The 23,172-nt window shown below is 45.9% G+C and carries 22 protein-coding genes and 1 other RNA gene; 8 read left to right on the plus strand and 15 right to left on the minus strand.

All coding sequences use genetic code 11. The annotated features are described in order from the left end of the window. Nucleotides 1-16: 16 nt before the first annotated feature. The 8 genes from rpsA to gyrA all read right to left on the minus strand — a co-directional run bounded on the left by rpsA (nucleotide 17) and on the right by gyrA (nucleotide 10,809). The gene (rpsA, locus tag QMF28_RS07485) at nucleotides 17-1,690 is read right to left on the minus strand and encodes a 30S ribosomal protein S1 (RefSeq protein WP_068324328.1); all 1,674 of its coding nucleotides are present in this window, start codon (nucleotides 1,688-1,690) and stop codon (nucleotides 17-19) included. Between the two features lie 143 nt (nucleotides 1,691-1,833). After that, complete coding sequence (cmk, locus tag QMF28_RS07490; RefSeq protein WP_281742075.1) at nucleotides 1,834-2,496, minus strand: (d)CMP kinase; 663 nt, start codon at nucleotides 2,494-2,496, stop codon at nucleotides 1,834-1,836. 14 nt (nucleotides 2,497-2,510) lie between these two features. Beyond that, a complete protein-coding gene (gene aroA / locus QMF28_RS07495; protein WP_281743664.1) occupies nucleotides 2,511-3,830 on the minus strand; it encodes a 3-phosphoshikimate 1-carboxyvinyltransferase in 1,320 nt (439 codons plus the stop codon). Nucleotides 3,831-3,838: 8 nt separating this feature from the next. Further along, nucleotides 3,839-4,720 (minus strand): prephenate dehydrogenase, encoded by an 882-nt coding sequence (locus QMF28_RS07500; protein WP_068324339.1) that lies wholly within the window; start codon nucleotides 4,718-4,720, stop codon nucleotides 3,839-3,841. Between the two features lie 16 nt (nucleotides 4,721-4,736). Beyond that, entirely contained in the window at nucleotides 4,737-5,855 is a 1,119-nt protein-coding gene (hisC, locus tag QMF28_RS07505; protein ID WP_281742077.1) for a histidinol-phosphate transaminase, read from the minus strand. 42 nt (nucleotides 5,856-5,897) lie between these two features. Beyond that, nucleotides 5,898-6,977 (minus strand): prephenate dehydratase, encoded by a 1,080-nt coding sequence (pheA, locus tag QMF28_RS07510; protein ID WP_068324344.1) that lies wholly within the window; start codon nucleotides 6,975-6,977, stop codon nucleotides 5,898-5,900. After that, the gene (gene serC / locus QMF28_RS07515) at nucleotides 6,977-8,074 is read right to left on the minus strand and encodes a 3-phosphoserine/phosphohydroxythreonine transaminase (RefSeq protein ID WP_281742078.1); all 1,098 of its coding nucleotides are present in this window, start codon (nucleotides 8,072-8,074) and stop codon (nucleotides 6,977-6,979) included. The genes pheA and serC overlap by 1 nt, the downstream gene beginning before the upstream one ends. A 26-nt stretch (nucleotides 8,075-8,100) precedes the next feature. Beyond that, a complete protein-coding gene (gene gyrA, locus QMF28_RS07520; RefSeq protein WP_281742079.1) occupies nucleotides 8,101-10,809 on the minus strand; it encodes a DNA gyrase subunit A in 2,709 nt (902 codons plus the stop codon). A gap of 159 nt (nucleotides 10,810-10,968) precedes the next feature. Between gyrA and ompA the strand changes: the two genes are divergently transcribed. The 4 genes from ompA to ssrA all read left to right on the plus strand — a co-directional run bounded on the left by ompA (nucleotide 10,969) and on the right by ssrA (nucleotide 13,431). Beyond that, nucleotides 10,969-11,538: an outer membrane protein OmpA gene (gene ompA / locus QMF28_RS07525; RefSeq protein WP_281742080.1), complete on the plus strand. Its 570-nt coding sequence runs from the start codon at nucleotides 10,969-10,971 to the stop codon at nucleotides 11,536-11,538. Nucleotides 11,539-11,634: 96 nt separating this feature from the next. Next, complete coding sequence (gene ubiG / locus QMF28_RS07530; protein ID WP_281742081.1) at nucleotides 11,635-12,324, plus strand: bifunctional 2-polyprenyl-6-hydroxyphenol methylase/3-demethylubiquinol 3-O-methyltransferase UbiG; 690 nt, start codon at nucleotides 11,635-11,637, stop codon at nucleotides 12,322-12,324. A gap of 7 nt (nucleotides 12,325-12,331) precedes the next feature. Further along, complete coding sequence (locus QMF28_RS07535; protein ID WP_281742082.1) at nucleotides 12,332-13,012, plus strand: HAD family hydrolase; 681 nt, start codon at nucleotides 12,332-12,334, stop codon at nucleotides 13,010-13,012. Nucleotides 13,013-13,072: 60 nt separating this feature from the next. After that, nucleotides 13,073-13,431: a transfer-messenger RNA gene (gene ssrA / locus QMF28_RS07540) on the plus strand. Between the two features lie 77 nt (nucleotides 13,432-13,508). On the opposite strand, the gene QMF28_RS07545 is transcribed toward ssrA, so the two are convergent. From QMF28_RS07545 to QMF28_RS07570, 7 genes are all read right to left on the minus strand, one after another. Beyond that, entirely contained in the window at nucleotides 13,509-15,587 is a 2,079-nt protein-coding gene (locus QMF28_RS07545) for a TonB-dependent receptor family protein (protein WP_281742083.1), read from the minus strand. Nucleotides 15,588-15,671: 84 nt separating this feature from the next. Then, entirely contained in the window at nucleotides 15,672-15,851 is a 180-nt protein-coding gene (gene hemP, locus QMF28_RS07550; protein ID WP_281742084.1) for a hemin uptake protein HemP, read from the minus strand. A 3-nt stretch (nucleotides 15,852-15,854) separates the two neighbouring features. Beyond that, on the minus strand, nucleotides 15,855-16,292 hold the full coding sequence (locus QMF28_RS09970) for an energy transducer TonB (protein ID WP_082786434.1): 438 nt from the start codon (nucleotides 16,290-16,292) through the stop codon (nucleotides 15,855-15,857). 283 nt (nucleotides 16,293-16,575) lie between these two features. Next, on the minus strand, nucleotides 16,576-17,748 hold the full coding sequence (locus tag QMF28_RS07555; RefSeq protein ID WP_281742085.1) for a methyltransferase: 1,173 nt from the start codon (nucleotides 17,746-17,748) through the stop codon (nucleotides 16,576-16,578). After that, complete coding sequence (locus QMF28_RS07560) at nucleotides 17,749-18,603, minus strand: pirin family protein (protein ID WP_281742086.1); 855 nt, start codon at nucleotides 18,601-18,603, stop codon at nucleotides 17,749-17,751. Between the two features lie 21 nt (nucleotides 18,604-18,624). Further along, the gene (locus QMF28_RS07565) at nucleotides 18,625-19,176 is read right to left on the minus strand and encodes a carboxymuconolactone decarboxylase family protein (RefSeq protein WP_281742087.1); all 552 of its coding nucleotides are present in this window, start codon (nucleotides 19,174-19,176) and stop codon (nucleotides 18,625-18,627) included. A 22-nt stretch (nucleotides 19,177-19,198) separates the two neighbouring features. After that, on the minus strand, nucleotides 19,199-20,212 hold the full coding sequence (locus tag QMF28_RS07570; RefSeq protein WP_068324373.1) for a tripartite tricarboxylate transporter substrate binding protein: 1,014 nt from the start codon (nucleotides 20,210-20,212) through the stop codon (nucleotides 19,199-19,201). An 88-nt stretch (nucleotides 20,213-20,300) separates the two neighbouring features. Between QMF28_RS07570 and QMF28_RS07575 the strand changes: the two genes are divergently transcribed. The 4 genes from QMF28_RS07575 to QMF28_RS07590 are packed head-to-tail and all read left to right on the plus strand — an operon-like array spanning nucleotide 20,301 to nucleotide 23,167. After that, nucleotides 20,301-21,083, plus strand: coding sequence for a sulfurtransferase (locus QMF28_RS07575; protein ID WP_281742088.1), 783 nt, complete (start codon nucleotides 20,301-20,303; stop codon nucleotides 21,081-21,083). Between the two features lie 23 nt (nucleotides 21,084-21,106). Continuing rightward, the gene (locus tag QMF28_RS07580) at nucleotides 21,107-22,084 is read left to right on the plus strand and encodes a D-2-hydroxyacid dehydrogenase family protein (RefSeq protein ID WP_281742089.1); all 978 of its coding nucleotides are present in this window, start codon (nucleotides 21,107-21,109) and stop codon (nucleotides 22,082-22,084) included. A 19-nt stretch (nucleotides 22,085-22,103) separates the two neighbouring features. Beyond that, nucleotides 22,104-22,649 carry a chromate transporter gene (locus QMF28_RS07585; RefSeq protein ID WP_281742090.1) on the plus strand — a complete coding sequence of 182 codons (546 nt, stop codon included), beginning with the start codon at nucleotides 22,104-22,106 and terminating at the stop codon, nucleotides 22,647-22,649. Then, nucleotides 22,646-23,167 carry a chromate transporter gene (locus QMF28_RS07590; protein WP_068324381.1) on the plus strand — a complete coding sequence of 174 codons (522 nt, stop codon included), beginning with the start codon at nucleotides 22,646-22,648 and terminating at the stop codon, nucleotides 23,165-23,167. The genes QMF28_RS07585 and QMF28_RS07590 overlap by 4 nt, the downstream gene beginning before the upstream one ends. Nucleotides 23,168-23,172 lie beyond the last annotated feature (5 nt).

Genomic DNA, 23,172 nt, shown 5'->3' on the forward strand with positions numbered 1-23,172 from the left:
AAGCGGCGATATTGATTTAGCCTTGATTATCCAATTTTGCTTTTAACAAAGCGCCCAAATTGGTTGTGCCAGACTGCGCATCACCTTGGAGCTTGCTCATTGCATCTTGTTGATCAGAGCTGTCTTTTGCTTTGATTGAAAGATTGATAACGCGTGACTTACGATCAATGTTGATGATCATTGCAGTTACGCTGTCGCCTTCTTTCAATACATTGCGTGCATCTTCAACGCGATCTGTTGAGATCTCAGAAGCACGTAAGTAAGCTTCAACTTCATCAGCCAAGTGAATAGTTGCACCCTTAGCATCAACCGCTTTCACAGTACCAGTAACGAGGCTACCCTTGTCGCTGACAGATGTGTAGTTGTTGAATGGGTCACCAGACAACTGCTTGATACCGAGGGAGATACGCTCTTTCTCAACGTCAATTGCCAGTACAGTGGCTTCAACTTCGTCACCTTTTTTGTATTTCTTAACAGCTTCTTCGCCTGGCTCATTCCATGAGAGGTCTGAGAGGTGAACTAAACCGTCGATACCGCCAGGCAAGCCAATGAACACACCAAAGTCAGTAATAGACTTGATTGCGCCAGTTAACTTATCGCCTTTTTGTTGGGCACGTGAGAACTCTTCCCATGGATTAGCTTTGCACTGCTTGATGCCCAAGCTAATACGACGCTTGTCTTCATCAATATCCAGAACCATTACTTCAACTTCGGTTCCTAATGCAGTAGCTTTACTTGGAGCAACGTTCTTGTTGGTCCAATCCATTTCAGAAACGTGTACCAAACCTTCGATACCAGATTCAATTTCCACGAATGCACCGTAGTCAGTCAGGTTAGTTACCTTACCGAATAAACGGGTGTTTGGTGGGTAACGACGAGCGATACCAACCCATGGATCATCACCAAGTTGTTTCACACCGAGTGAAACACGGTTCTTCTCTTGATCGAACTTCAAAATCTTAGCGGTAACTTCTTGACCAACAGTCAACATCTCGCTTGGGTGACGCACACGACGCCATGCCAAGTCAGTGATGTGCAAGAGGCCATCGATACCACCGAGGTCAACGAATGCGCCGTAATCAGTGATGTTCTTAACGAGGCCAGTAACCACTGCACCTTCTTTAAGGTTAGACATCAACTTAGCACGCTCTTCACCTTGGCTAGCTTCAACAACTGCACGACGTGACAACACTACGTTGTTACGCTTACGGTCGAGCTTGATAACCTTGAACTCCATCGTCTTACCTTCGTAAGGGCTGGTGTCTTTGATTGGACGTGTATCAACGAGTGATCCAGGCAAGAATGCGCGGATACCGTTAACCATGACAGTCAAGCCGCCTTTAACCTTACCAGTAACAGTACCGGTAACGATCTCAGCTTGCTCGAGAGCTTTTTCCAAGTTCATCCATGATGCCAAGCGCTTAGCTTTATCACGGGAAAGGATTGTGTCGCCATAGCCGTTCTCTAGAGCGTCAATAGCAACAGAAACGAAATCGCCAGGAGCTACTTCAATCTCGCCAGCGTCGTTATGGAATTCTTCAACAGGAATAAACGCTTCAGACTTTAAGCCAGCGTTAACAACGACGAAGTTGTGGTCGATGCGAAGAACTTCAGCCGAAATAACTTGGCCGGTCTTCATATTCGATCGGGTTAATGATTCTTCAAATAGTTCTGCAAATGATTCAGACATGTGTATTCACTTTGTGCCGTCAGAAGGCCTGACGGGTTAGGTTAAAAAAGTCTCAAAGAAACACGCTAATGAAAAGGTCGCGTTGTGGAGTTTCTTCAGACGCCAAAACTACTACTTACAGCTCACTACAACTACTTACAAAATTAGGTGGTTGCAGATTGATACCAATCTAAAACCGTCTTAACTGCTTGATCTATCGATAAATCTGAGGTTTCAAGCACTTTTGCACCGTCTGCAACCAACAAGGGGGCGGCACCTCGACTACTGTCTCTGACATCGCGCTCTTGCAAATCTTGCAGCAAGTCCTCAAGTTTAGCAGAAATTCCCTTAGCTATCAATTGCTTATAGCGACGCTCAGCTCTTGCGGCAGCTGTCGCAGTCAAGAAAACCTTCAAAACTGCATCTGGGAATATGACGCTTGCCATATCCCTGCCGTCGGCCACCAAGCCCGGAGATTGGCGAAAACTGCGTTGCAGACCCACTAAAGCTGATCTGACCTCTGGATGAACAGCCAAAGCAGAGGCTCTCAGACCAATACTTTCAACACGAATGGCATCCGTCACATCCTCACTATTGAGGAATATTTGACTATTTTTGAATGAAATCAGTAATTTAGGGACTAAAAGGCCCAATTCTGGGCCATTTTTGACATCAATTCCCTGTTTTTCGCTGGCAAGAGCAACCAAGCGGTACAGGGCGCCGCTATCCAAATAATGAAATCCCAACCTTTCCGCCACCAAGGAAGCCACCGTACCTTTGCCTGAGGCGGTGGGTCCATCAATTGCAATAACTGGGGGAAGATTCATGAATAGGGTTTGAGTTAGCTCACGACTTTCGCAAACTCTGCGAAATACGTTGGGAAAGTTTTTGCTACGCAATTTGGATCATTGATCTTGAGTGCATTTGGGCCAAACGCAGCCAATGAGAAACACATCGCCATGCGATGGTCATCATATGTATCAATGCCTTCGCTTGGTGATTTCCAGTCACTAGGTGAAGCGGGCGCTTGAACCACAATGTAGTCCGCACCCTCTTCAACGATTGCACCAATCTTCTTTAATTCTTTTGCCATTGCCGCAATACGATCCGTTTCTTTAACACGCCAGCTAGCAATGCTGTTTAATCGGGTTGGACCCTCAGCAAATAATGCAGCAACTGCAAGTGTCATCGCTGCATCAGGAATTTCTGTGCAGTCAATCGTGATGCCATTGAGTTTGCCATTGGCATTTTTCACGCCAGCAACTTCAATCCAGTCTTCGCCTGCATTAATGTTTGCGCCCATTAAAGCGAGTGCATCGGCAAAAGCCACATCACCCTGGATACTGTCCTTGCCAACGCCCAAGACCTTCATAGGCCCACCACCAATAGCGCCTAGGGCCAAGAAATAGGAGGCTGAAGATGCGTCGCCCTCAACGGATAACTGGCCGGGACTCTTGTAAACAGAGTCTGAAATTTTTGCCGGAATAACAAAAGATTGCATATCAGGGCAAGCAACAATCACGCCAAAGCGCGCCATCAACTTCAGAGTGATATCAATATAAGGACGAGAAATGAGTTCTCCAATCACTTCAATCCGTACTGGTTCATTCGCCACTAAGGGCAAAGCCATTAACAAGGCGGTTAAGAATTGACTCGATACATCACCACGCACTTTGACGACATCTTTAATCTGAATATCTGCCGCAGATATCTCAATTGGTGGATAGCCTTCTTGTAATTCATATTCGATCTTTGCGCCCACTTGGCGCAAACCATCAACTAAATCACGAATCGGTCTCTCATGCATACGTGCAACACCTGATAAACGGTAGTTACCGCCTTGCATTGCTAAAGCAGCAGTCAGTGGACGTATCGCAGTGCCTGCATTTCCCATAAAGAGGTCTGCTTCACGCACAGGGAACTGGCCACCACAACCTTCGACAACACAAACCTTATTCTCTTTATCAATCACAGAGAGGCCGAGTTGGCGCAAGGCATTACGCATCACCTGCGTGTCATCAGCATCTAATAAATTCTTAAGAGTGGTAGTTCCGGATGAGAGAGCAGCCAACAAGAGCGCTCGATTTGAGATGCTCTTTGAGCCCGGCAACACAATCGAACCTTGCGCTCGCTTAAATGGCCCAATAGTAATGTCTGGCAAACCGCTCATTAAAGTGCGTCCAAGTCTTGACGTGCTTTGCTCGCCTTGTTGAATAATTTCTCTAAACCAGCGCCATCATTTTCTGCAACAAGTTTGCGTAAATGGTTCACGATGAGTAAATACTGATCCAGCTCTTTCAGGATTGCAGTGCGATTGCCTAAGCAAATATCTCGCCACATTTCTGGGCTTGAAGCTGCAATACGAGTGAAGTCTTTAAAACCAGCTCCGACATGACTTAATTTTTGCTCAGCATCTTCAGAATTCACAACACTAGCCATTAATGCATAAGACAGAATATGTGGGAGATGAGATACGGCCGCATAAATCGCGTCGTGCTGTACAACGCCAATCTTTTTCACTTCGGAGCCAACAGACTCCCAGAAGCCAGTAATTAAAGCCGTATCTTCAGGTGAGTTTTCTTGCAGCGGGCAAATAATAGTTTGCTTACCCTGGAATAAATCAGCCTTAGCTGCTGCTGCACCATGCTGAGCACCACCAGCGATTGGGTGTGCCGGCACAAATTGGCACGCCTTTTTACCCAACACTTCTTTGGCAGCCAAAATCACATCGCCTTTAGTGCTACCGGCATCAGTAATCATCGTGCGTGGCTCAAGATGTGGCTCAAGTACCTCAAAGGCAGCACGCATTTGCGCTACCGGTACACAAAGCACAATCACATCGGATTGCTTGGCGGCCTCAACCAAATCCACTACACCATCAATCGCACCCATCTTTTGAGCTTGATCTAAGTTTTCTTTGCTGCGACCAACACCAAGCACCTTAGTAACAACACCAGCATTTTTTAGAGCCAAACCTAATGAGGCGCCAATTAAACCAACACCAACAATGGTGACAGTGCCGTAATTGCTAGCTGGATTAATGATGGTCATGAGTATTTTTTTATTCTTAAGCCAAGATTGCTTTTAAGGCATCGATAAAGGCAGCATTCTCTTCAGGCAAGCCAATCGAGATTCTCAACCACTGCGGCAATCCATAGTTACCCACTGGACGAACAATAATGCCGCGCTTGAGTAAGGCTAAATTGATGCGCGCACCCGCTTGATCATCATCACCTACCTTCACTAGGACAAAATTTCCAGCGGATGGCAAATACTTTAGACCCAACTCATCAAAAGCTTTTGTCAGTTGGATATAGCCAGCACGGTTTAACTCGAAGCCTTGCTGCAAAAATTCCTTATCTTGAAAAGCGGCAATCGCTGCAGCTTGAGCCAGGCTATTCACATTAAACGGCTGACGAATACGATTGAGCAGATCAGTCAAATGCGGTTGGGCAACTCCATAACCAATCCGCAAGCCGGCCAAGCCATATGCTTTTGAAAAACTGCGCGACAAAATCATATTTGGGAAACGCTTAACCCAAGCAATTGCATCGTAGCGCTGCTCTGGACTGAGGTACTCGTTATAAGCCTCATCAAGCACCACCACCACGTTAGGTGGCACTGCCGCTAAAAAATCTTCAATCTCCTTGGCGGGCAAATAACTGCCTGTAGGATTATTTGGATTAGCTACAAAAACAAGTTTTGCTTTATCGCCAGATAACTTAATGGCCGCTAACATCGCCGGCAAGTCATGTCCATAAATAGCAGTAGCTGGAACTTCAACAGCCTTTGCGCCAACAGCTTGGGTGGCGAGAGGGTAAACAGCAAAAGCATGTTTGGAAAAAATAACCTCATCACCGGCTTGAGCGACTGCACGCGCAGCTAATTCCAAAATATCGTTACTGCCATTACCTAACGTAATCCAATCTGTTGGAACACCAAGGCGTGCGGCAAGGACATTCTTTAGCTCAAAGCCATTGGAATCTGGATAACGGCCTAGATCACTTGCCGCTTTGAGCATGGCATCTTGTGCTGATTTAGGCATACCCAATGGATTTTCATTGGAGGCTAATTTCACAATCTTGCTTTCATCCAAGCCATATTCGCGCGCAACTTCACTGATCGGTCGCCCACCAACATAAGGGGCAATCGCATGAATGTGTTTTAAGCCAATCTTGGATGTCATTCGAATTTTTACTAACTTAATTTGGTTATTTTTAGGTATCAATCATGCAGAGTGCGGATAAGAACCGAGATTCTTATAGAAAGCAGCGACACCTCTCAGCTCTTCCAGTGCCTTCACTACTTTGTCATCATCAGCATGACCAGCAATATCAATATAGAAGTGATATTCCCAAGTGCCTTTGCGTGCAGGGCGTGATTCAAAGCGATTCATCGAAACACCATGCTTAGCTAAAGGCGCCAATAAACGATGCACAGCACCAGGCTGGTTATCTACAGAAAGAACTAAGGAAGTTTGATCTTTGCCGGTTGATTGACATGCGTAATTGCCCACCACAACGAAACGGGTACGGTTATGGGGATCATCCTGAATTTGCGCAGCCACAGCCTGAAGGCCATAAGCCTCTTGCGCAGGATCACCTGCAATGGCAGCTAATGATGGATCTGCGGCCGCCATGCGTGCTGCCTCGGCATTACTACTCACTGCTTGACGCTTAAGTTGCGGAGCATGAACACTTAACCACTGTTGGCATTGAGCCAAAGCCTGAGCATGCGCACACACTGTTGTTACGCCATCTAAATTGCCACTCTTCGTTAAAAGATGATGGCGAATTGGCAAAACAACTTCCCCACTAATGCGCATTGATGAATCAAGCAACAAATCTAATGTGCGAGAAATCGCACCTTCGCTAGAGTTTTCTACAGGCACTACACCAAATTGCGCCGCACCCTTCTCTACTGACTTAAATACTTCATCCAAACTTGCGCATGGCAAACCTGCAATGGAGTGACCGAAATACGTTTGTGCAGCCTGTTCGGAAAAGGTTCCGACTGGACCAAGGTAAGCAATTGTTTGACGGGCTTCTAAAGCCCTGCAAGCTGACATCACCTCACGCCAAATAGCAGCGATGCCATCCGGAAGTAAAGGGCCTTTATTGATTTCTTGTAAACGCGCTACTACTTGGCGCTCACGTTCAGGACGGAAGACTGGTGACGCAAATCCTCCTTTGACATGACCAACTTCTTGCGCAGCTTTTGCACGCTGAGTCAGTAAATCTAATATCTGCGCATCGAGTGCGTCAATTTTTTCGCGCAAGGGAGCTAAGCGCTGTTCTTCAGTACTCATTAAGCCCGCCTTTCAAAGTCCTGCATAAATTCAACTAAGGCTTTTACGCCTTCAATTGGCATTGCGTTATAGATGCTTGCACGCATGCCGCCCGCAGCTTTATGACCACGCAAGGCAACTAAACCAGCCGCATTTGATTGGGCCAAAAACTCTGCGTTTAGATTTTCATCTTTTAAGAAGAAAGTCACGTTCATACGTGAGCGATATTCTTTGGTGACGCGATTTTCATACAGACTGCTTTGATCTAAGAAGTTGTAGAGCAATTCCGCTTTTTCTTGATTGCGTTTTTCAATTGCCTTTACGCCGCCTTGCTTGAGCAACCACTTAAAGCCTAAGCCAGCCATGTAGATGGAGAACGTAGGCGGGGTATTAATCATGGACTGAGTATTAGTTTGCACTGCCCAATCCCAAATCGTTGGGGTGATGCCCATGCTGTGACCAATTAAATCTTTGCGCACAATCACAATCGTGACACCAGAGGGGCCAATATTCTTTTGCGCTCCACCAAACCAAACGGCGCACTTATTCACATCCATCTCTTTAGACAGAATGTTGCTAGAGATATCGGCAACCAGTGGAATATCGCCGACATCTGGCACATCCGGAAACTCTACGCCGCCAATAGTTTCATTCGCGCAGTAATGCACGTAAGCAGCATCACTTGATAGCTGCCAAGTGGATCTGGCAGGAATCGTATTAAATTTTTCTGCAGCAGAGGACGCAGCTAAATTTGCTATGCCATATTTTTGCGCTTCTTTATAGGATTTTTCTGACCAAACACCAGTTACCAAGAAATCAGCCTTAGGGCCATTCTTAGCCAATGGCATGAGGTTCATTGGAATCGCTGCATTTTGACCAAGACCACCGCCCTGTAAGAGCAAGATCTCATAAGAGTCAGGGATATTCATAAGCGTACGAAGGTCTTGAATGACTTCTTCATATACTTCCATGAACTCTTTACTGCGATGGCTGATTTCCATCACGCTCGTTCCGAGTCCACGCCAGTTCAGCATTTCATCGGCAGCCTGCTTTAACACCTCTTCAGGCAAAGTAGCAGGCCCCGCAGCGAAATTAAAAATGCGGCGGTCAAAAGTCATGATGTGGTCGAGCCTAAAGGTGACGCTTAAGCGTCACCTGCCGTGTCGTCAGTAGAGTCGGTTGTTGGATCCGCAGTGACATCGCCTTCTTCTGCATCATCAGCGTCATCATCGGTGTCGCTTTCAGCAATACGTTGCAAGCCAGACAAACGAGTACCTTCATCTACGTTAATCAAAGTCACGCCTTGTGTAGCGCGACCCATCTCACGGATTTCGGAAACACGTGTACGCACCAAGACACCGCCAGTAGTGATCAACATGATTTGATCTTCTGGAGAAACCAGTGCGGCTGCTACAACTTTGCCGTTACGCTCTGAAGTCTGAATAGCAATCATGCCTTTAGTGCCGCGACCATGACGGGTGTATTCAGCGATTGGTGTACGTTTGCCGTAACCATTCCCTGTAGCAGTCAACACGCTGCTTGGAATCGCAATGCCGTTTGCATCAACTACGGCCGCTTCAACACCTTCTGCAGCCTCCGCTGGAGCAACTAACATTGCAATCACTTGATGACCTTCACCAAGGTTCATACCACGCACACCGCGTGCAGTACGGCCCATTGGACGAACATCATTCTCATCAAAACGCACTGCTTTACCAGCGTCAGAGAACAACATCACGTCGTGTTGACCATCTGTAATGGCAGCGCCAACCAAGAAGTCGTTCTCATTCAAGTCAACTGCAATAATGCCGGCCTTACGTGGGTTAGAGAAGTCAGACAAACGCGTCTTCTTCACAGTACCCAAGCTAGTAGCCATGAATACATACTGATCGTCTTGGTAGCCTTTAATTGGCAGTATCACCGTAATCTTCTCACCTTCAATCAGCGGGAACATATTGACGATAGGCTTGCCGCGGGAAGTACGACTTCCTTGTGGAACTTCCCAGACCTTGAGCCAATACATGCGACCACGATCAGAGAAGCACAAGATCGTATCGTGCGTATTCGCAACGAAAAGTGTTTCAATCCAATCCTCGTTCTTAGTAGCAGCAGCTTGCTTACCGCGTCCACCACGTTTTTGCGCACGGTATTCACTCAGCGGCTGACTCTTCATATAACCAGTATTTGAAAGTGTCACCACCAAATCTTGCGGCGTAATTAAATCTTCAGTGAAGAGTTCGGTTGCATTCATTTCGATAAATGAACGACGACCTGTATCACCACCAGCAATACCAAACTCAGATTGAACTTCTTTTAATTCAGTTTCAATCACTTGAGTTACACGCTCTGGCTTCGCTAACAAATCGAGTAAGTCAGAAATCTCTGCCATCACTTCTTTGTATTCGTTAACAATCTTGTCTTGCTCAAGACCAGTCAAACGTTGCAAACGCATCTGCAAAATTTCTTGCGCTTGACTATCAGAGAGACGATACAAGCCAGTAGTTTGCATGCCGTACTCAGGCAACAATCCTTCTGGGCGATAAGCGTTACGGCCGCCTGGCGTATCAGTCTCAGCACGTGCCAGCATCTCACGCACCATCGATGAATCCCAAGCTTTGCCCATCAACTCTTGTTTAGCAATTACTGGGTTTGCAGCAGCTTTAATAATCGCAATGAACTCATCGATGTTTGCTAATGCAACTGCCAAACCCTCTAAGACGTGACCGCGATCGCGCGCTTTACGTAATTCAAAAATCGTACGACGTGTAACTACTTCACGACGATGTTGCAAGAAGTACTCTAGCATTTGCTTCAGGTTCAACAAGCGTGGTTGGTTATCTACCAATGCCACCATGTTCATACCGAAGTTATCTTGCAGTTGAGTGCTCTTATACAAATTATTGAGAACGACCTCAGGCACTTCGCCGCGCTTCAACTCAATCACAACGCGCATACCGGATTTATCTGACTCGTCACGCAAATCAGAAATGCCTTCAACTTTTTTGTCGTTTACTAACTCGGCAATGCGCTCGAGTAAGTTCTTTTTATTAACCTGGTATGGCAATTCGTCAACAATGATGGCTTGACGCGCGCCCTTGTCCAAATCTTCAAAGTGAGTCTTTGCACGCATAACCACACGGCCACGGCCAGTGCGATAGCCCTCGCGCACCCCTTGAACGCCATAAATGATGCCGGCAGTAGGGAAATCGGGGGCTGGAATGATCTCAATGAGCTCATCAATCGTGCATTCTGGGTTGTGAAGCACGTGCAGACAGGCTGTAACCACCTCATCCAGGTTGTGGGGAGGGATATTGGTAGCCATACCCACTGCAATACCAGAACTGCCATTTATGAGCAAATTTGGCACTTTGGCAGGCAGAATCTGGGGTTCTTTCTCACTACCGTCGTAATTTGGCCCAAAATCGACCGTTTCCTTGTCCAAATCGGCCAAAAGCTCATGGGCGATCTTGCGGAGGCGGATCTCGGTATACCGCATCGCAGCAGCGTTATCGCCGTCTACGGAGCCAAAGTTACCCTGCCCGTCAACCAGCATATAGCGCAGAGAGAAGTCCTGGGCCATTCGAACGATCGTGTCATACACCGCAGAATCACCGTGCGGGTGGTATTTACCGATTACATCGCCAACTATACGGGCAGATTTTTTGTAAGCTCGGTTCCAATCGTTGTTTAATTCATACATCGCGAATAAGACCCGGCGGTGAACCGGTTTGAGGCCATCACGCACGTCTGGCAGGGCTCTGCCGACGATGACACTCATTGCGTAGTCCAAATAGGACCGCCGCATTTCGTCTTCGAGGGATATTGGTAGTGTTTCTTTAGCGGCTTGTTCCATCTGGAAATAATATCATTTTGATGACAGGTAGGCCCTATGCTAAGATTCTGTCAGTTTGTACGAAATTGAGATGTGTCGCTTTGCAGTTTTTGCATCAAGGTAGGGCGAATTACATTTAAGTTTGACTTTAATTAAAAAAGAGATTTTTGAGGACTAAAAATGAACAAAACCCTAAAAGTGTTGCTGGCTTCTGTTATCACTGTTTCTGCTACTGCAGCAATTGCATCTGATAACTGGGAAAACAGCTCTGGCTTGAATTGGAAAAACAGCGATGGCACATTGTGCTGGCGCGATAGCAACTGGACACCTGCTACTGCAGCTAAAGGTTGCGACGGTGCATTGACTGCAGCTCCTGCTGCTTCCGGCGTTAGCCAAAGCAAGATCACTTTGCAAGCTGACACACTTTATGACTTTGACAAAGCTACATTGAAGCCAGAAGGCAAAGCTACTTTGGACAAGATCGCTAAAGATTTGAGCAAGATCAAGTTGGAAGTAATTATTGCTGTTGGTAATACTGATAGCGTTGGTACAGATGCATACAACATGGCCCTCGGTCAGCGTCGTGCGCAATCCGTTAAAGCATACTTGGTAAGCAAGGGTGTTGACGGTAGCCGTATCTACACAGAATCTAAAGGCAAGAGCAATCCAGTTGCATCAAATGCAACTGCTGAAGGCCGCGCTAAGAACCGCCGTACTGACATCGAAGTTGTTGGTACAGCAGCTAAGTAATTCACTTTACTTGTAAAAAAGCCCGCTTCTAGCGGGCTTTTTTATTTCCGCTATATTCATAGACTTCTTCAATAGCTTCACAGATAGCCAATCAATATGAACGTCGACCAGTCAGAAATCGCCAAATTTAGCGCCCTAGCCCATCGCTGGTGGGATCCTAATAGCGAATTCAAGCCCTTGCATGCTATCAACCCTCTCCGTCTAGGATGGATTAAATCCTTTGTTGATCTAGAGGGTAAGAAGGTCGTTGATATTGGTTGCGGTGGCGGCATCTTGGCAGAATCTATTTCTCAATCAGGTGCAGATACAACTGGCATTGATTTATCTGAAAAGGCTCTCAAAGTAGCTGAGTTACATGCACTTGAAGTGGGTGCAAACCTCACATATCGCTCTATCTCTGCAGAAGCACTTGCAGAAGAGCAACCGGAACAATATGACGTTGTGACCTGCATGGAAATGCTTGAGCACGTACCTGATCCAGCATCTGTAGTCCGTGCTTGCGCCAAACTCTGCAAACCTGGGGGCACATTATTTTTTAGCACCCTCAATCGCAGCCCTAAGTCCTACTTATTTGCGATTATTGGCGCCGAATATATTCTTAAACTGCTTCCTAAAGGCACTCACGAATACGCTAAATTCATCAAGCCTTCAGAGCTAGTTGCGTTTGCACGTCATGCAGGCCTGGAGATGGCTGGCATCAAAGGATTGAGCTACAACCCACTGACTCAGGTGTATAGCCTAGGCGATGATGTGGATGTGAACTACATGATTGCTGTCAGAAAGTAATCGATAGATGAGTAGGCTTCTCAGCCCCTATGCAGGCATCTTCTTTGACTTGGATGGCACATTAGCAGATACCGCCCCAGATTTGGTTGCAGCGACCAATAAATTGCTAGTTGCTCGTAACCTCACCCCTAAACCATATGAGTTTCTGCGCCCTTATGCCTCAGCTGGAGCTCGCGGCTTACTTGAGGGCGCCTTTGGGATCAGCCCAGATCACGAGGATTTTGTTGCACTTCGTGATGAGTTTTTCAGTAATTATGAAAAAGCACTCCTAGTAGATAGCAAACTATTTGATGGAATTGATCATTTATTGGATCAAATGGATGCTGCGAGCCTGCCCTGGGGAATTATCACTAACAAAAGCGAGCGCTTTACCAACCCATTAACAGACCTCATGGGTCTACGTCAGCGCGCTGTTTCCACTGTTTCTGGCGACACCACCCCTTATTCAAAGCCACATCCAGAGCCGATTCTCCACGCAGCCAGAATTAGCAACATCGACCCAAGCAAATCAATTTATGTTGGGGACGATATTAGAGACGTTTTGGCAGGTAAAGCCGCGGGGATGAAGACTGTGGCTGCCGCTTATGGCTACTGTGGCTGTAAAGAGCCTCCAGAGGCTTGGGGGGCTGATTACATCGCTAACAATCCCCTGGATTTGTTGCAAATCATCTTTCCCAACAAGGAATAAAGATATTCAACAATTTAAAGCTATCAGCTTTAAAATAAGAAGTTCCAATGCATGCAATCTGGGACCGACATGGTTTCGACGTGGATTACAAAGCATCAAGGGCATACCGAGGACCCGTTATCTCGTAAATCAATGGGAATGTAATAACTGCTAACGACGAACGTTACGCACTAGCCGCTTAATTGCGGTTGCCCCTGAACTGATTCTCTCTTGGGTCAGGTAGCGCAAGCTACATCAGGGTCATATACAAGAGATAAGACTATTTTGTGTCACGAAGAATAGTACGAAAACTTAGTGAATCGTCAGTGAGGAACGTGTCAGTCCGTGCCTAACTGATTAAATTAAATGATATGACTAAGTATGTAGAACTTGTTGTGGAGGATTTGCGGACGCGGGTTCGATTCCCGCCGGTTCCACCAATTTGAAGTCTGTAACGAATAAACGCCACCTACCAAGGTGGCGTTTTGCTTTCCTCAAAACGAGTTAATAAGATGCATTAATTAAACTGATAACTCATGCCAGCCTGAAAGTTAAGTGGTGCTCCAGCAAAAATGCCATCAGGACTACGACTAGAAATATAGCGCTTATCAAATACGTTATTGATTACCCCAAATACTTTCCAGTCTTTATTAATGGCGTAGTTAGCGCTCCAATTGACTGTCGTAAAGGCAGGCACCTCTCCTAAAGTTCCGATGGCATTTGGAGCAACAGTATTTGCTGAGTCAGCATATTGATTGGAAACATAATTCAGGCTAACCAAAGTATTGAAACCATTCTTTTCATAACTCACACCAAGATTAGATGTGAGCTTAGGGGTATAAGGAATGCGATTGCCATCACGCCCTAAAGAATTCGTCCCAACAAACTTTGCAACCGGTATGTAGGTAGCGTTGGCATTAATAGCCCAACCATGGCCCACCTCATAACCTAGGGATGCCTCAGCCCCCTGATGCAAACTCTTACCCCCGTTAGCTTTGGAAATTCCCGCAGCCAAACTTTGGTTCACAATTTGATTGCTAAAGTTCATGCTAAAGATTGCAGAGTCATAAGAAAACGCGCCTGATCGTCCACGCAATCCTAATTCCATATTAGTGGAGCGCTCTGGTGCCAATTGCTGATCGACCCCCTTATCGTCAATCGCCGTAGCTAATTGAGCTGGTGCAAATCCTTTGTAAATACTGCCATAGGCTTGCGCCTGCGGTATGAGTTGCCATGTCGCCCCAATTTGCGGAATAATTTCCACATTCTTGGCGCTACCCGATTTACCAGTGATCACATTTGAGCGAGTTTGGTTATAACTTTCAACTCGCATCCCTGGAATTAAAGCGAAGTTTTCGGTTAACAGGAACCTATTCTGTCCATATAGGGCAATCGAGTTGGCCTTATTTTCCTCATGTAGCGAAACTCGCCCGGAATACGCTAATGTTTTTGAGCTCACTAACTGATTGATTTGGGATTCAGTATGCAAACGCACACCAAACTCTGCCTCGTTAGCGATTCCCAAAGCCTTATACGCTTGATTTACTCGAGAATCTAAACCCAACATTTGGAACTCTCGATTACGACCAACTAAACAGTCAGCGCCCACATTACAAGCCTTAAAAATCGTGGCATCTTGAGTGCGTTTCACAATACTTTGTCGCCAATAGTCTCGAGATAACTTGCTCCAATACAGCAAAGTATTGATTTTGGTATCTGAATCAATTTCCAAAGAGTGATTGATATCTACGGCATTTCTTTGGGTAATAAAACGATCGTTTGGCGCTGGGTTATCTTTAGTGCGATTGATGTACTGGTTGGGGCGCAGACCCACATAGGATGTATTGATATTGTTATCGTAATGGGTGTACTTGACGCTTAGCCACTGATTCTGTGCAATCTCAATGCCGCCCTTCATTAAGATGTCGTACATCTTAAAACCATTTCCTTGATACCCGCTGGACTCCGACTGAATCAAGTTAATTCCGCCAATTGCACCATTAGTAGATGACTTACCTCCGGCCTCTATCTCCGCCAAGCGATATCCATAGTTACCAACCTTACCGGTTAACTTAAAACCTTGTGATGGTGTTTTAGTAAGGTAGTTAATGACCCCACCAATATTTGAGGGGCCATACTGAAGACCTGATGCGCCCTTTAATACCTCAATCCCACCAATGCGCTCAACTGGAGGGCTGTAATAGGAAGCATTGGAAATAAATAGACTAGGCTGAATTGGAGCGCCATCCTCTAGCAGCAGCACTTTAGAGCTACGACTGGGATTCAAGCCTCGAATACCAATATTAGGAATGGCGCCAAATCCACCCTCATCCCCTCGAATATTGACGCCAGGAACCGTTCTTAAAACATCCTGTAATGATTGAGGCTGCAACTCCTCCATCCTCTTTTGATCAATCACATCGACTGTCCCAGGAATTTTGCTAGAGGCATTTTGCTCACGACCAACAATATCAATTCTGGGTAATTCAATATCTTGAGCTTTTACCCAACTTGAAAAAGCACTCCCACATAACAATGCAATTGATGACAACCAGGCGAGCCTATTTTGATAACGCAAAACATCTTGATGCTTCATATACCATCTCCAGTGATAACAACAAAAAATCGCTGGCTATATGCATATGAAGATGCTCTTGCTGGCTAGTAAGCTATTTCATTTTTACTTCGTCAGAATGAGTTTTCCCAATTTAGTAATGCGCAATTGATAAGTGTGTCCGTCATGCGTAATAAACATTTGCTTGCCTCGACCAAGCAGGGTCTCACTTGAAATTGTTTTTGGCAAAATCTCGTCTGAGCGAGTGCATTTCAAATCTAGATCTGCGGTTTTGTAATTGGTCAAGCGCTACCCCTCCAAACTAAAATGAACGGGGGCCTGAAAACACTGCGAAGAGGAATTGAGAGCTGAAGAAAGTGGTAGAAATCTCCATTGCGACAAGGTGGCGAGCGCCGACCTATCCAAACTTTGAAATCCCGAGCTCTTGGAAACGCTAGCCTCATCAACAAAACCACCCTGGTTAACGCACAACTTAATCATCACCAAGCCCTGCTCCCTGAGCTTTCTACTTAACAAGGGATAGTTTGGCTTGGGGTTATGTAGAACTTGCCTAGCAATTAAGCTCGATGAGTGGCCGCCCCCTCTCTCGCTACTGCTTACAGAAGATCCCTCAGAGGGACTGGGGTTGAGATTTTCTATGGAGGTAATTGCGGCTGTTTTAGGTATTGACGCATATTTACGCTGACTAGGTTGATGTGTGCGTAGATTGACTAAATTCACCATCATGGATTCTGAAGTGAATGATCTTTCACCCTCATAAGATGAAGGTGCAAAGAATAGGAAAGCCAAAACATGGATTGTGACTACACCTGAAATAATCAAAGTATTTCTAGGCGGAAAACTACAGAGCAAATGACTTCCTTAAAAGTTAAACAAGCAAAGAGTAGGTAGTTGGACTGACAAAACTTTCAGTACCTACGGACTCTTCACAAACATTTTAAGGATGATGCATTTGATAAACAACCACAATCCCTATGGGGACGGGGTTCGTAGGGCTATTATTGTGTTACTACTTTAGCTCTAAACGCCAAAGTGAAGTTACTTCTTTAGAGCGCGCTGCATGTAATGCATCCGTTTGATCAAACGCCTTATGATGCGTTGGCTTGGTATCAACGCGTGCGAGAACCTTTAAGTTTGCTTGCTCAATCCATTGAAGAAGTTCATCTCTTGATCTCAAACCCAAATGCTCAGCCAAGTCAGACAGAATTAACCAGCCCTCACCGTCATCGAGTAAATGATTCTTTAAGTTACTCAAAAAGCCTTTTAACATTTGACTTTCAGGGTCATATACCGCGCGCTCGAGAGAAGAGCTTGGCCTAGCTGGCAGCCATGGTGGATTACAAATAATGAGCGCCGCCTTGCCCGATGGAAACAAATCAGTCTTAAGAACATCTATTTGAGATTGCAAATCTAGACGTTCAATATTTTCTTGTGCACATTCGATTGCTCTGTCATCTAGATCCGTACAAACAATCTTCTGAATTCCTCGCAAAGCCAATACAACCGCAAGCACACCAGTGCCCGCGCCAATATCAAAAGCAGTTGAATTTTTCTTGATGGCGGCTGGTAGCGGAGTCTTTAATACCAACTCAATATACTCACCGCGTACAGGCGAGAACACGCCATAGTGCGGATGAATGCGAACCTCTTCATCATCTCTAGTAAGAACTTGCACACCCGTTTTGCGCCATTCATGGGCGCTTATGACGCCAAGTAATTCACGAAGGGAAATGACGTAAGGTTCGGTCTGCTCACCATAAGCTTCAAGGCAAGCTTGGGCGACATCTGGAGCACGTCTTAAAGGAATGCTGTGATCTGCATTTACTGGAATTAATACCATCCCCAAAATACGAGCACGCTGTGATTGGGCAAGGCGGTGAAGATTGAATGTATCCAGCGGGCTTTTGGTTTTCTCTTTTGCCACTCGATTAGCTCTAGAGGATTTCTTGGAAGGCTTGTCTACTCTTCGCACCAAAGCCTGCAAAAGCTGACGGGCATTCTGAAAGTCGCCCTTGTATAGCATTGCCGTGCCTTCACAAGCCAAGCGATAAGCAATATCAGCAGTCAGAGTGTCGTCTACGATCTGAATCTTTTTATGGGGAGCAATACCATTTTCAGAGTGCCACTTGGCGCTATGTACTTGTCCGCCATCTTCCCAATGGAGAGTTGTTGATGAGGTCACCTAGGAAACCACAAAACGGTTATTTTGATAATCATCAATAGCCTGTTCAATCTCGGCACGGGTATTCATAACAAAGGGTCCGTATTGAACGATGGGCTCATGAAGTGGCAAGGCAGCCAAGACAATAAATTGCGCGCCAGTAGATCCTGCTTTCGCCTTTAAACGATCGCCATCTCCAAGAACAATGGCTGCCTGCTTTGGAACGGATCTCATGGGGCCGCCAATTTCTAGATCGCCTTCGTAAACATAAACAAACGCATTGAGCTCTTTGGGAATGCGGTGTTCAAATTCAGCATTAGACGGCAAATGCACATCCAAGAATAAAGGGGCTGTAGTTATTCCCTGAATCGGACCTTGAATTTCATTTCCTTCATGGCTATAACCTCCGGCAATAACTTTCACAGAGCCACCATTTTCTAAAACAACCTTAGGGATATCTTCAACCTGAATATCTTTATACCCTGCTGCCTTCATCTTTTCTTTAGCGGGCAAGTTAATCCACAACTGAAAGCCTCGCATGGCACCACTCACCTGTTGCGGCATCTCCGAATGAATAATGCCGCGCCCTGCTGTCATCCACTGCACTCCACCAGTCTTAAGATGGCCTTGATTTCCAAGGTGATCCTCATGCAGCATATGACCTTCAAGCATATAGGTCACTGTCTCAAATCCACGATGCGGATGGGCCGGAAAGCCTGCCACGTAATCGTTCGGATCGTTTGAAGAAAATTCATCGAGCATCAAAAAAGGGTCTAGCCTCACTTGATTCTGTCCACCAAGACTACGGCGCAATTTCACACCCGCACCATCAGAGGTGGCAATGCCAGGAATAATGGTTTGAATATTGCGGATCATGTTCGAAGTCTTATATTTCTTTTAAGCGGGTGGATGATCTTCAGGATTGACGTCTAGCGCGATTAAGAAGCGGGACACCATGTTGTAAGCGGCAATGACCGTTACCAACTCTACCGTATCAGTACTTCCTAACGCCTTTTGTAAACGTTTCATCAACTCAGGATCTACCTTGATATTGCGTGTCATCTGAAAAGTGAGTTCAGCAGCATCGTTTTCTACTGGTGAATACAACTCTTTTGGGAAATTCGGTTGCCCAATGAGGCGCAAGCCTTGCACCTGCTCCTCTGTGCCACCCGCCTTCTTGAAAGGGGGTGCATGGTGAAAGAATTCATACTCGGCACCATTGAGCACCGCCACGCCACACATGGCCAATTCACGCAACTTGGGATCTAAAGATAAATTATTCCGAATCTCGCCAATAAAATGATTCCAGCCTTCTGCAATCGGAATGCTATGCAAGAGCATGCGGTCTAAATTAATAAACTGACCACCACGTCTTTTGCGTATAGCATCTACCAACTCAGCTGGTTCAGCCAAATCCATTGGCTGATACGGAATTAAACGTTCTGACATAAATCTCTCTTATGAATACTGCTTACTGAGCAGTTTCTTTAATGTTATTTTCAATGACAAACTTACCCCAAATACCAATTTGCTTGCCAATAAACTCTTGCGCAGCTTCAGGTGTGCCACCAACAATTTGAATACCTTGAGCCTTGAATTTCTCAGCAACAGCTGGAGTTTTTAGCGCCTTGTTTAAAGCCTTATTCATCGCATCCACTACTGCTGGCGGAGTTTTACCAGGAGCTAATACAGCCCACCATGCAGGCGCACTAAATCCAGGGAAGCCACTCTCAGAAATCGTTGGCACATTAGGCAAGGAGGGTGATCTCTTGGCAGTAGTAATCACCAAAGGAATAACCCCGCCACTATCGACGTGTGGCTTCACTAAAAATTCTGAGCCTACCGCCAACTCCACCTGACCACCTAAAGCATCTTGCATCAACGGGCCGCCACCACGATACGGAATGTGATTCCAATCAAAGCCTGCCTGTTTTGCTAGACGCGCCATTGCCAAATGCCCCAAGCTACCAATACCGATGGAGCCATAGCTAAATTGCTTACCTGATTTAGAAAGATCCACCAACTGCTTGAAGCTAGTGATGCCTGATTTTTTACTGGCTACCAACACCATTGGTGAGGTACCAATCAACACTACAGGTGCAATATCTTTAATCGTGTCGTAGGGAAGTTTGTCTTTGAGGCTAGGGTTCACACCGTGCGTATCGAAGACCACTGCAAAGGTATAGCCATCTGCATCAGAACGAGTCATTGCGGACGTGCCAATTACTCCAGAGGCACCACCAATATTCTCAACAATGACGTTTTGCTTGAGCTCTGCCTGCAAAGCGGGTGCCAGTACCCGGGCAACCTGATCGACTGAGCCGCCTGGAGGGAATACGGCAATCAAACGAATTGGCTTTTGGGTGGGCCAAGCGCCCACTCCCGAGGTTTGGGCGCATACAAAGCCACTAAAGCCTAAAGTCATTAATGTGCTTAATAAGATGTTTTTAAAGGCTCTTTTGGCCATTTTTGCTAAATCCAGCATGGATTTCTCTCCTCTAAATAAGACCTCAAGGTTAACACCCCTGCAGCCTATTTGCTCGATAATGGTGGGGTAGCTAAGTGAGAGAAAAATGAAGTCGATTCTAAATATTGCAGCCTATTTATTTGTCAGCCTAGATGGCTTACCAGAGCTTCGCGCCAAGATGCTCGATGAATGCAATGCACGCCAACTGAAAGGCACCATCTTATTAACTGGCGAGGGGATCAATATGTTCCTTGCTGGTAAAGCCGACGCACTTCGTGGGTTTTTAGACTGGTTGCGTCTTGATCCTCGCTTTACACCTCTACAAGCAAAAGAGAGCTGGTCTGAAGAGCAACCTTTTAAAAAGATGTTGATCAAGCTGAAAAATGAAATTATTCGCATGAACCATCCAGCCATTCGGCCAGAAGAAGGTCGTGCCAACTTCATTAGCCCTAAAAAATTACAAGAGTGGTTAGATCGCGGCACCGATGATCTGGGTCGCCCAGTCGTCATGGTAGATACACGTAATGCCTTTGAAGTTGACTACGGCACTTTTGAGAATGCCCTGCATTTCAATATCGAAAAATTTACAGAATTTCCTGCGGCTATTTCCGCTCATAAAGATGAGCTTGCTGATAAGACCTTAGTTAGCTTTTGCACTGGCGGAATTCGCTGTGAAAAATCTGGTCTCTATATGCGAGAGATTGGTATGCAACATAGCTACCAATTAGAGGGTGGAATACTCAAGTACTTTGAAGAAGTGGGATCCGCCCACTATCAAGGCAGCTGCTTTGTTTTTGATGAGCGCGAAGCACTTGAACCTAATTTAGACTCCATTCCTATAGAGAATTCCATTCGTAAAAAACTGCGTATGAACTCTTCCACAGATTAACCCACTGAAAGCATTATTCATTCATGACCTCATTACCTAATATCGTTGTTCTCGGAGACTATGAGCGCGCACTACGCCGCTTTTCTAATTGGGACAAGTTAGATCAACAAGCCAAGCTGACTATTCATCACGAGCCCTTACGAGATGAAGCACTCTATGAAGCTGTTAAAGATGCCGATGCGATTGCTATCGTCAGGGATCGATCGCCTTTTAATGAAGCCATGATTGCGCGCCTGCCAAAGCTTAAGTTTTTAATGTTCACTGGTGAACGCAATGGCACTCTGGAAGCATCCGCTTTAGTTTCCAGAAATATCCCCATGGCATGCACTCCTGGCGGCCCTTCTAAAGAAACTACAGCTGAACTGACTTGGGCATTAATTTTGGGCGCATCTAAGCGCTTGATTGAAGAAAATAAATTAATTGCGTCTGGCGGCTGGCGTGATGCCATGTCCGTTTTGCCCATGCTCTCAGGTGAGCGTTTAGGCATCATGGGTTTGGGAGCCATCGGCAGCCGAGTAGCTCGTGTTGGCGCCGCATTTGGCATGGAAGTGGTAGCTTGGAGTCCGCGCATGACTCCAGAACGTGCGGCGGCTGAAAATGCAAAAGCAGTGAGTCTTGATGAGCTTTTGAAAACATCCAAAGTGGTATCCATGCATTTAGTTGCGGGTCCAGGAACCAAGGGTCTCATTAGCGCAGATCAATTGGCACTCATGCGTCCAGATTCCATTTTGATAAATACCTCACGCTCAGCGCTGATCAACATGTTGGATTTACAAACAGCGTTAGCAGCGGGCAGACCAGGTCAAGCTGCAGTAGATGTTTTTGATATTGAACCCCTCCCAGAAAAAGATGTGTTACGTAACACTCCAAATTTACTAGTCACACCTCATCTTGGATTTATTGCTGAACCTATTTTTGCCACCTTCTCAAAAGGAATCACTGAGACTCTGGAAGCGTGGCTAGAAAATAAGCCTGTGCCGCATCCATTTAAGCCACAGTAGGCTTTACTAGTTAACAATCATGCAGCAAAAAACACTGACTCCAAAACAGCTATTTATTGGCTTTAGCAAGATTGGCATGTCTGGATTTGGCGGTGTACTTCCTTGGGCAAGGCGGACTCTGGTTGAGCGTGAAAAAATTCTGACCTCAGAAGAATTTAGCGCCATCCTAGGAATATGCCAAATCGTTCCAGGTCCAAACGTTGTGAATCTAGCTGTCTGTGTTGGATCTCGCTTTGGTGGTGCTAGAGGAGCTGTCGCAGCCGCTCTTGGACTCACACTTGGGCCGATAGCGATTGTGATGCTCTTAGCAACTCTGTATGAGCACTATAGCCACCTTGATACTGTCCAAGGAATTTTGCGGGGCATATCTGCGGTGGGTGTTGGTCTGATTGCCTCTACTGGTTTTAAGATGCTACGCGATGAGTTTCAGTATCCGGCGATGTTATTGGTTGTTTTGATCACCATCCTTGCGGCTACCTATTTTCATTTAGGCTTGGGCTGGGTAGTTTTAACAGCATCGCCATTGGCTATTTTCTTGGCGCGCAAAAAGGCTCTCAGAATATGAGCATGCTCTTAAGTTTATTTCTGAAGCTATCTGTGTTTTCCATGATTGCATTTGGTGGAGTCAATGCACTTTTACCAGAACTATTAAATTTGGCAGTCAATCAAGAGCAGTGGATAGACCTGCAAACATTTTCCGATTATTTTGCTATAGCCCAAGCTGCGCCAGGACCCAACTTTATGACAGTGACCTTGTTGGGTTGGCACATCTACGGCATCATTGGCGCACTGGTAGCCACCTTTGCCATAGTATGGCCCTCTTCTGTCTTGATCTTTTTCTTACAGCGCTTCATCTTGGGCATCAAAGATCCCGTTAAAAAGAAATCGATTCAATATGCAGCAGCAGCATTGGCAATTGGGCTAGTTCTATCTTCCGCATGGGAGATCGCCTTGCAAATTAACCACGGGGTTGCTGCATATCTCTTGACCATTACCACTATCGGACTGACTTTATTTACTCGCTGGCATCCCCTCTACTTAATTGCTATGGGTGGAGTATTGGGTGTACTGGGATTTATTTAATTACC

It is taken from the genome of Polynucleobacter yangtzensis (assembly GCF_027924165.1).
Classification (GTDB): domain Bacteria; phylum Pseudomonadota; class Gammaproteobacteria; order Burkholderiales; family Burkholderiaceae; genus Polynucleobacter; species Polynucleobacter yangtzensis.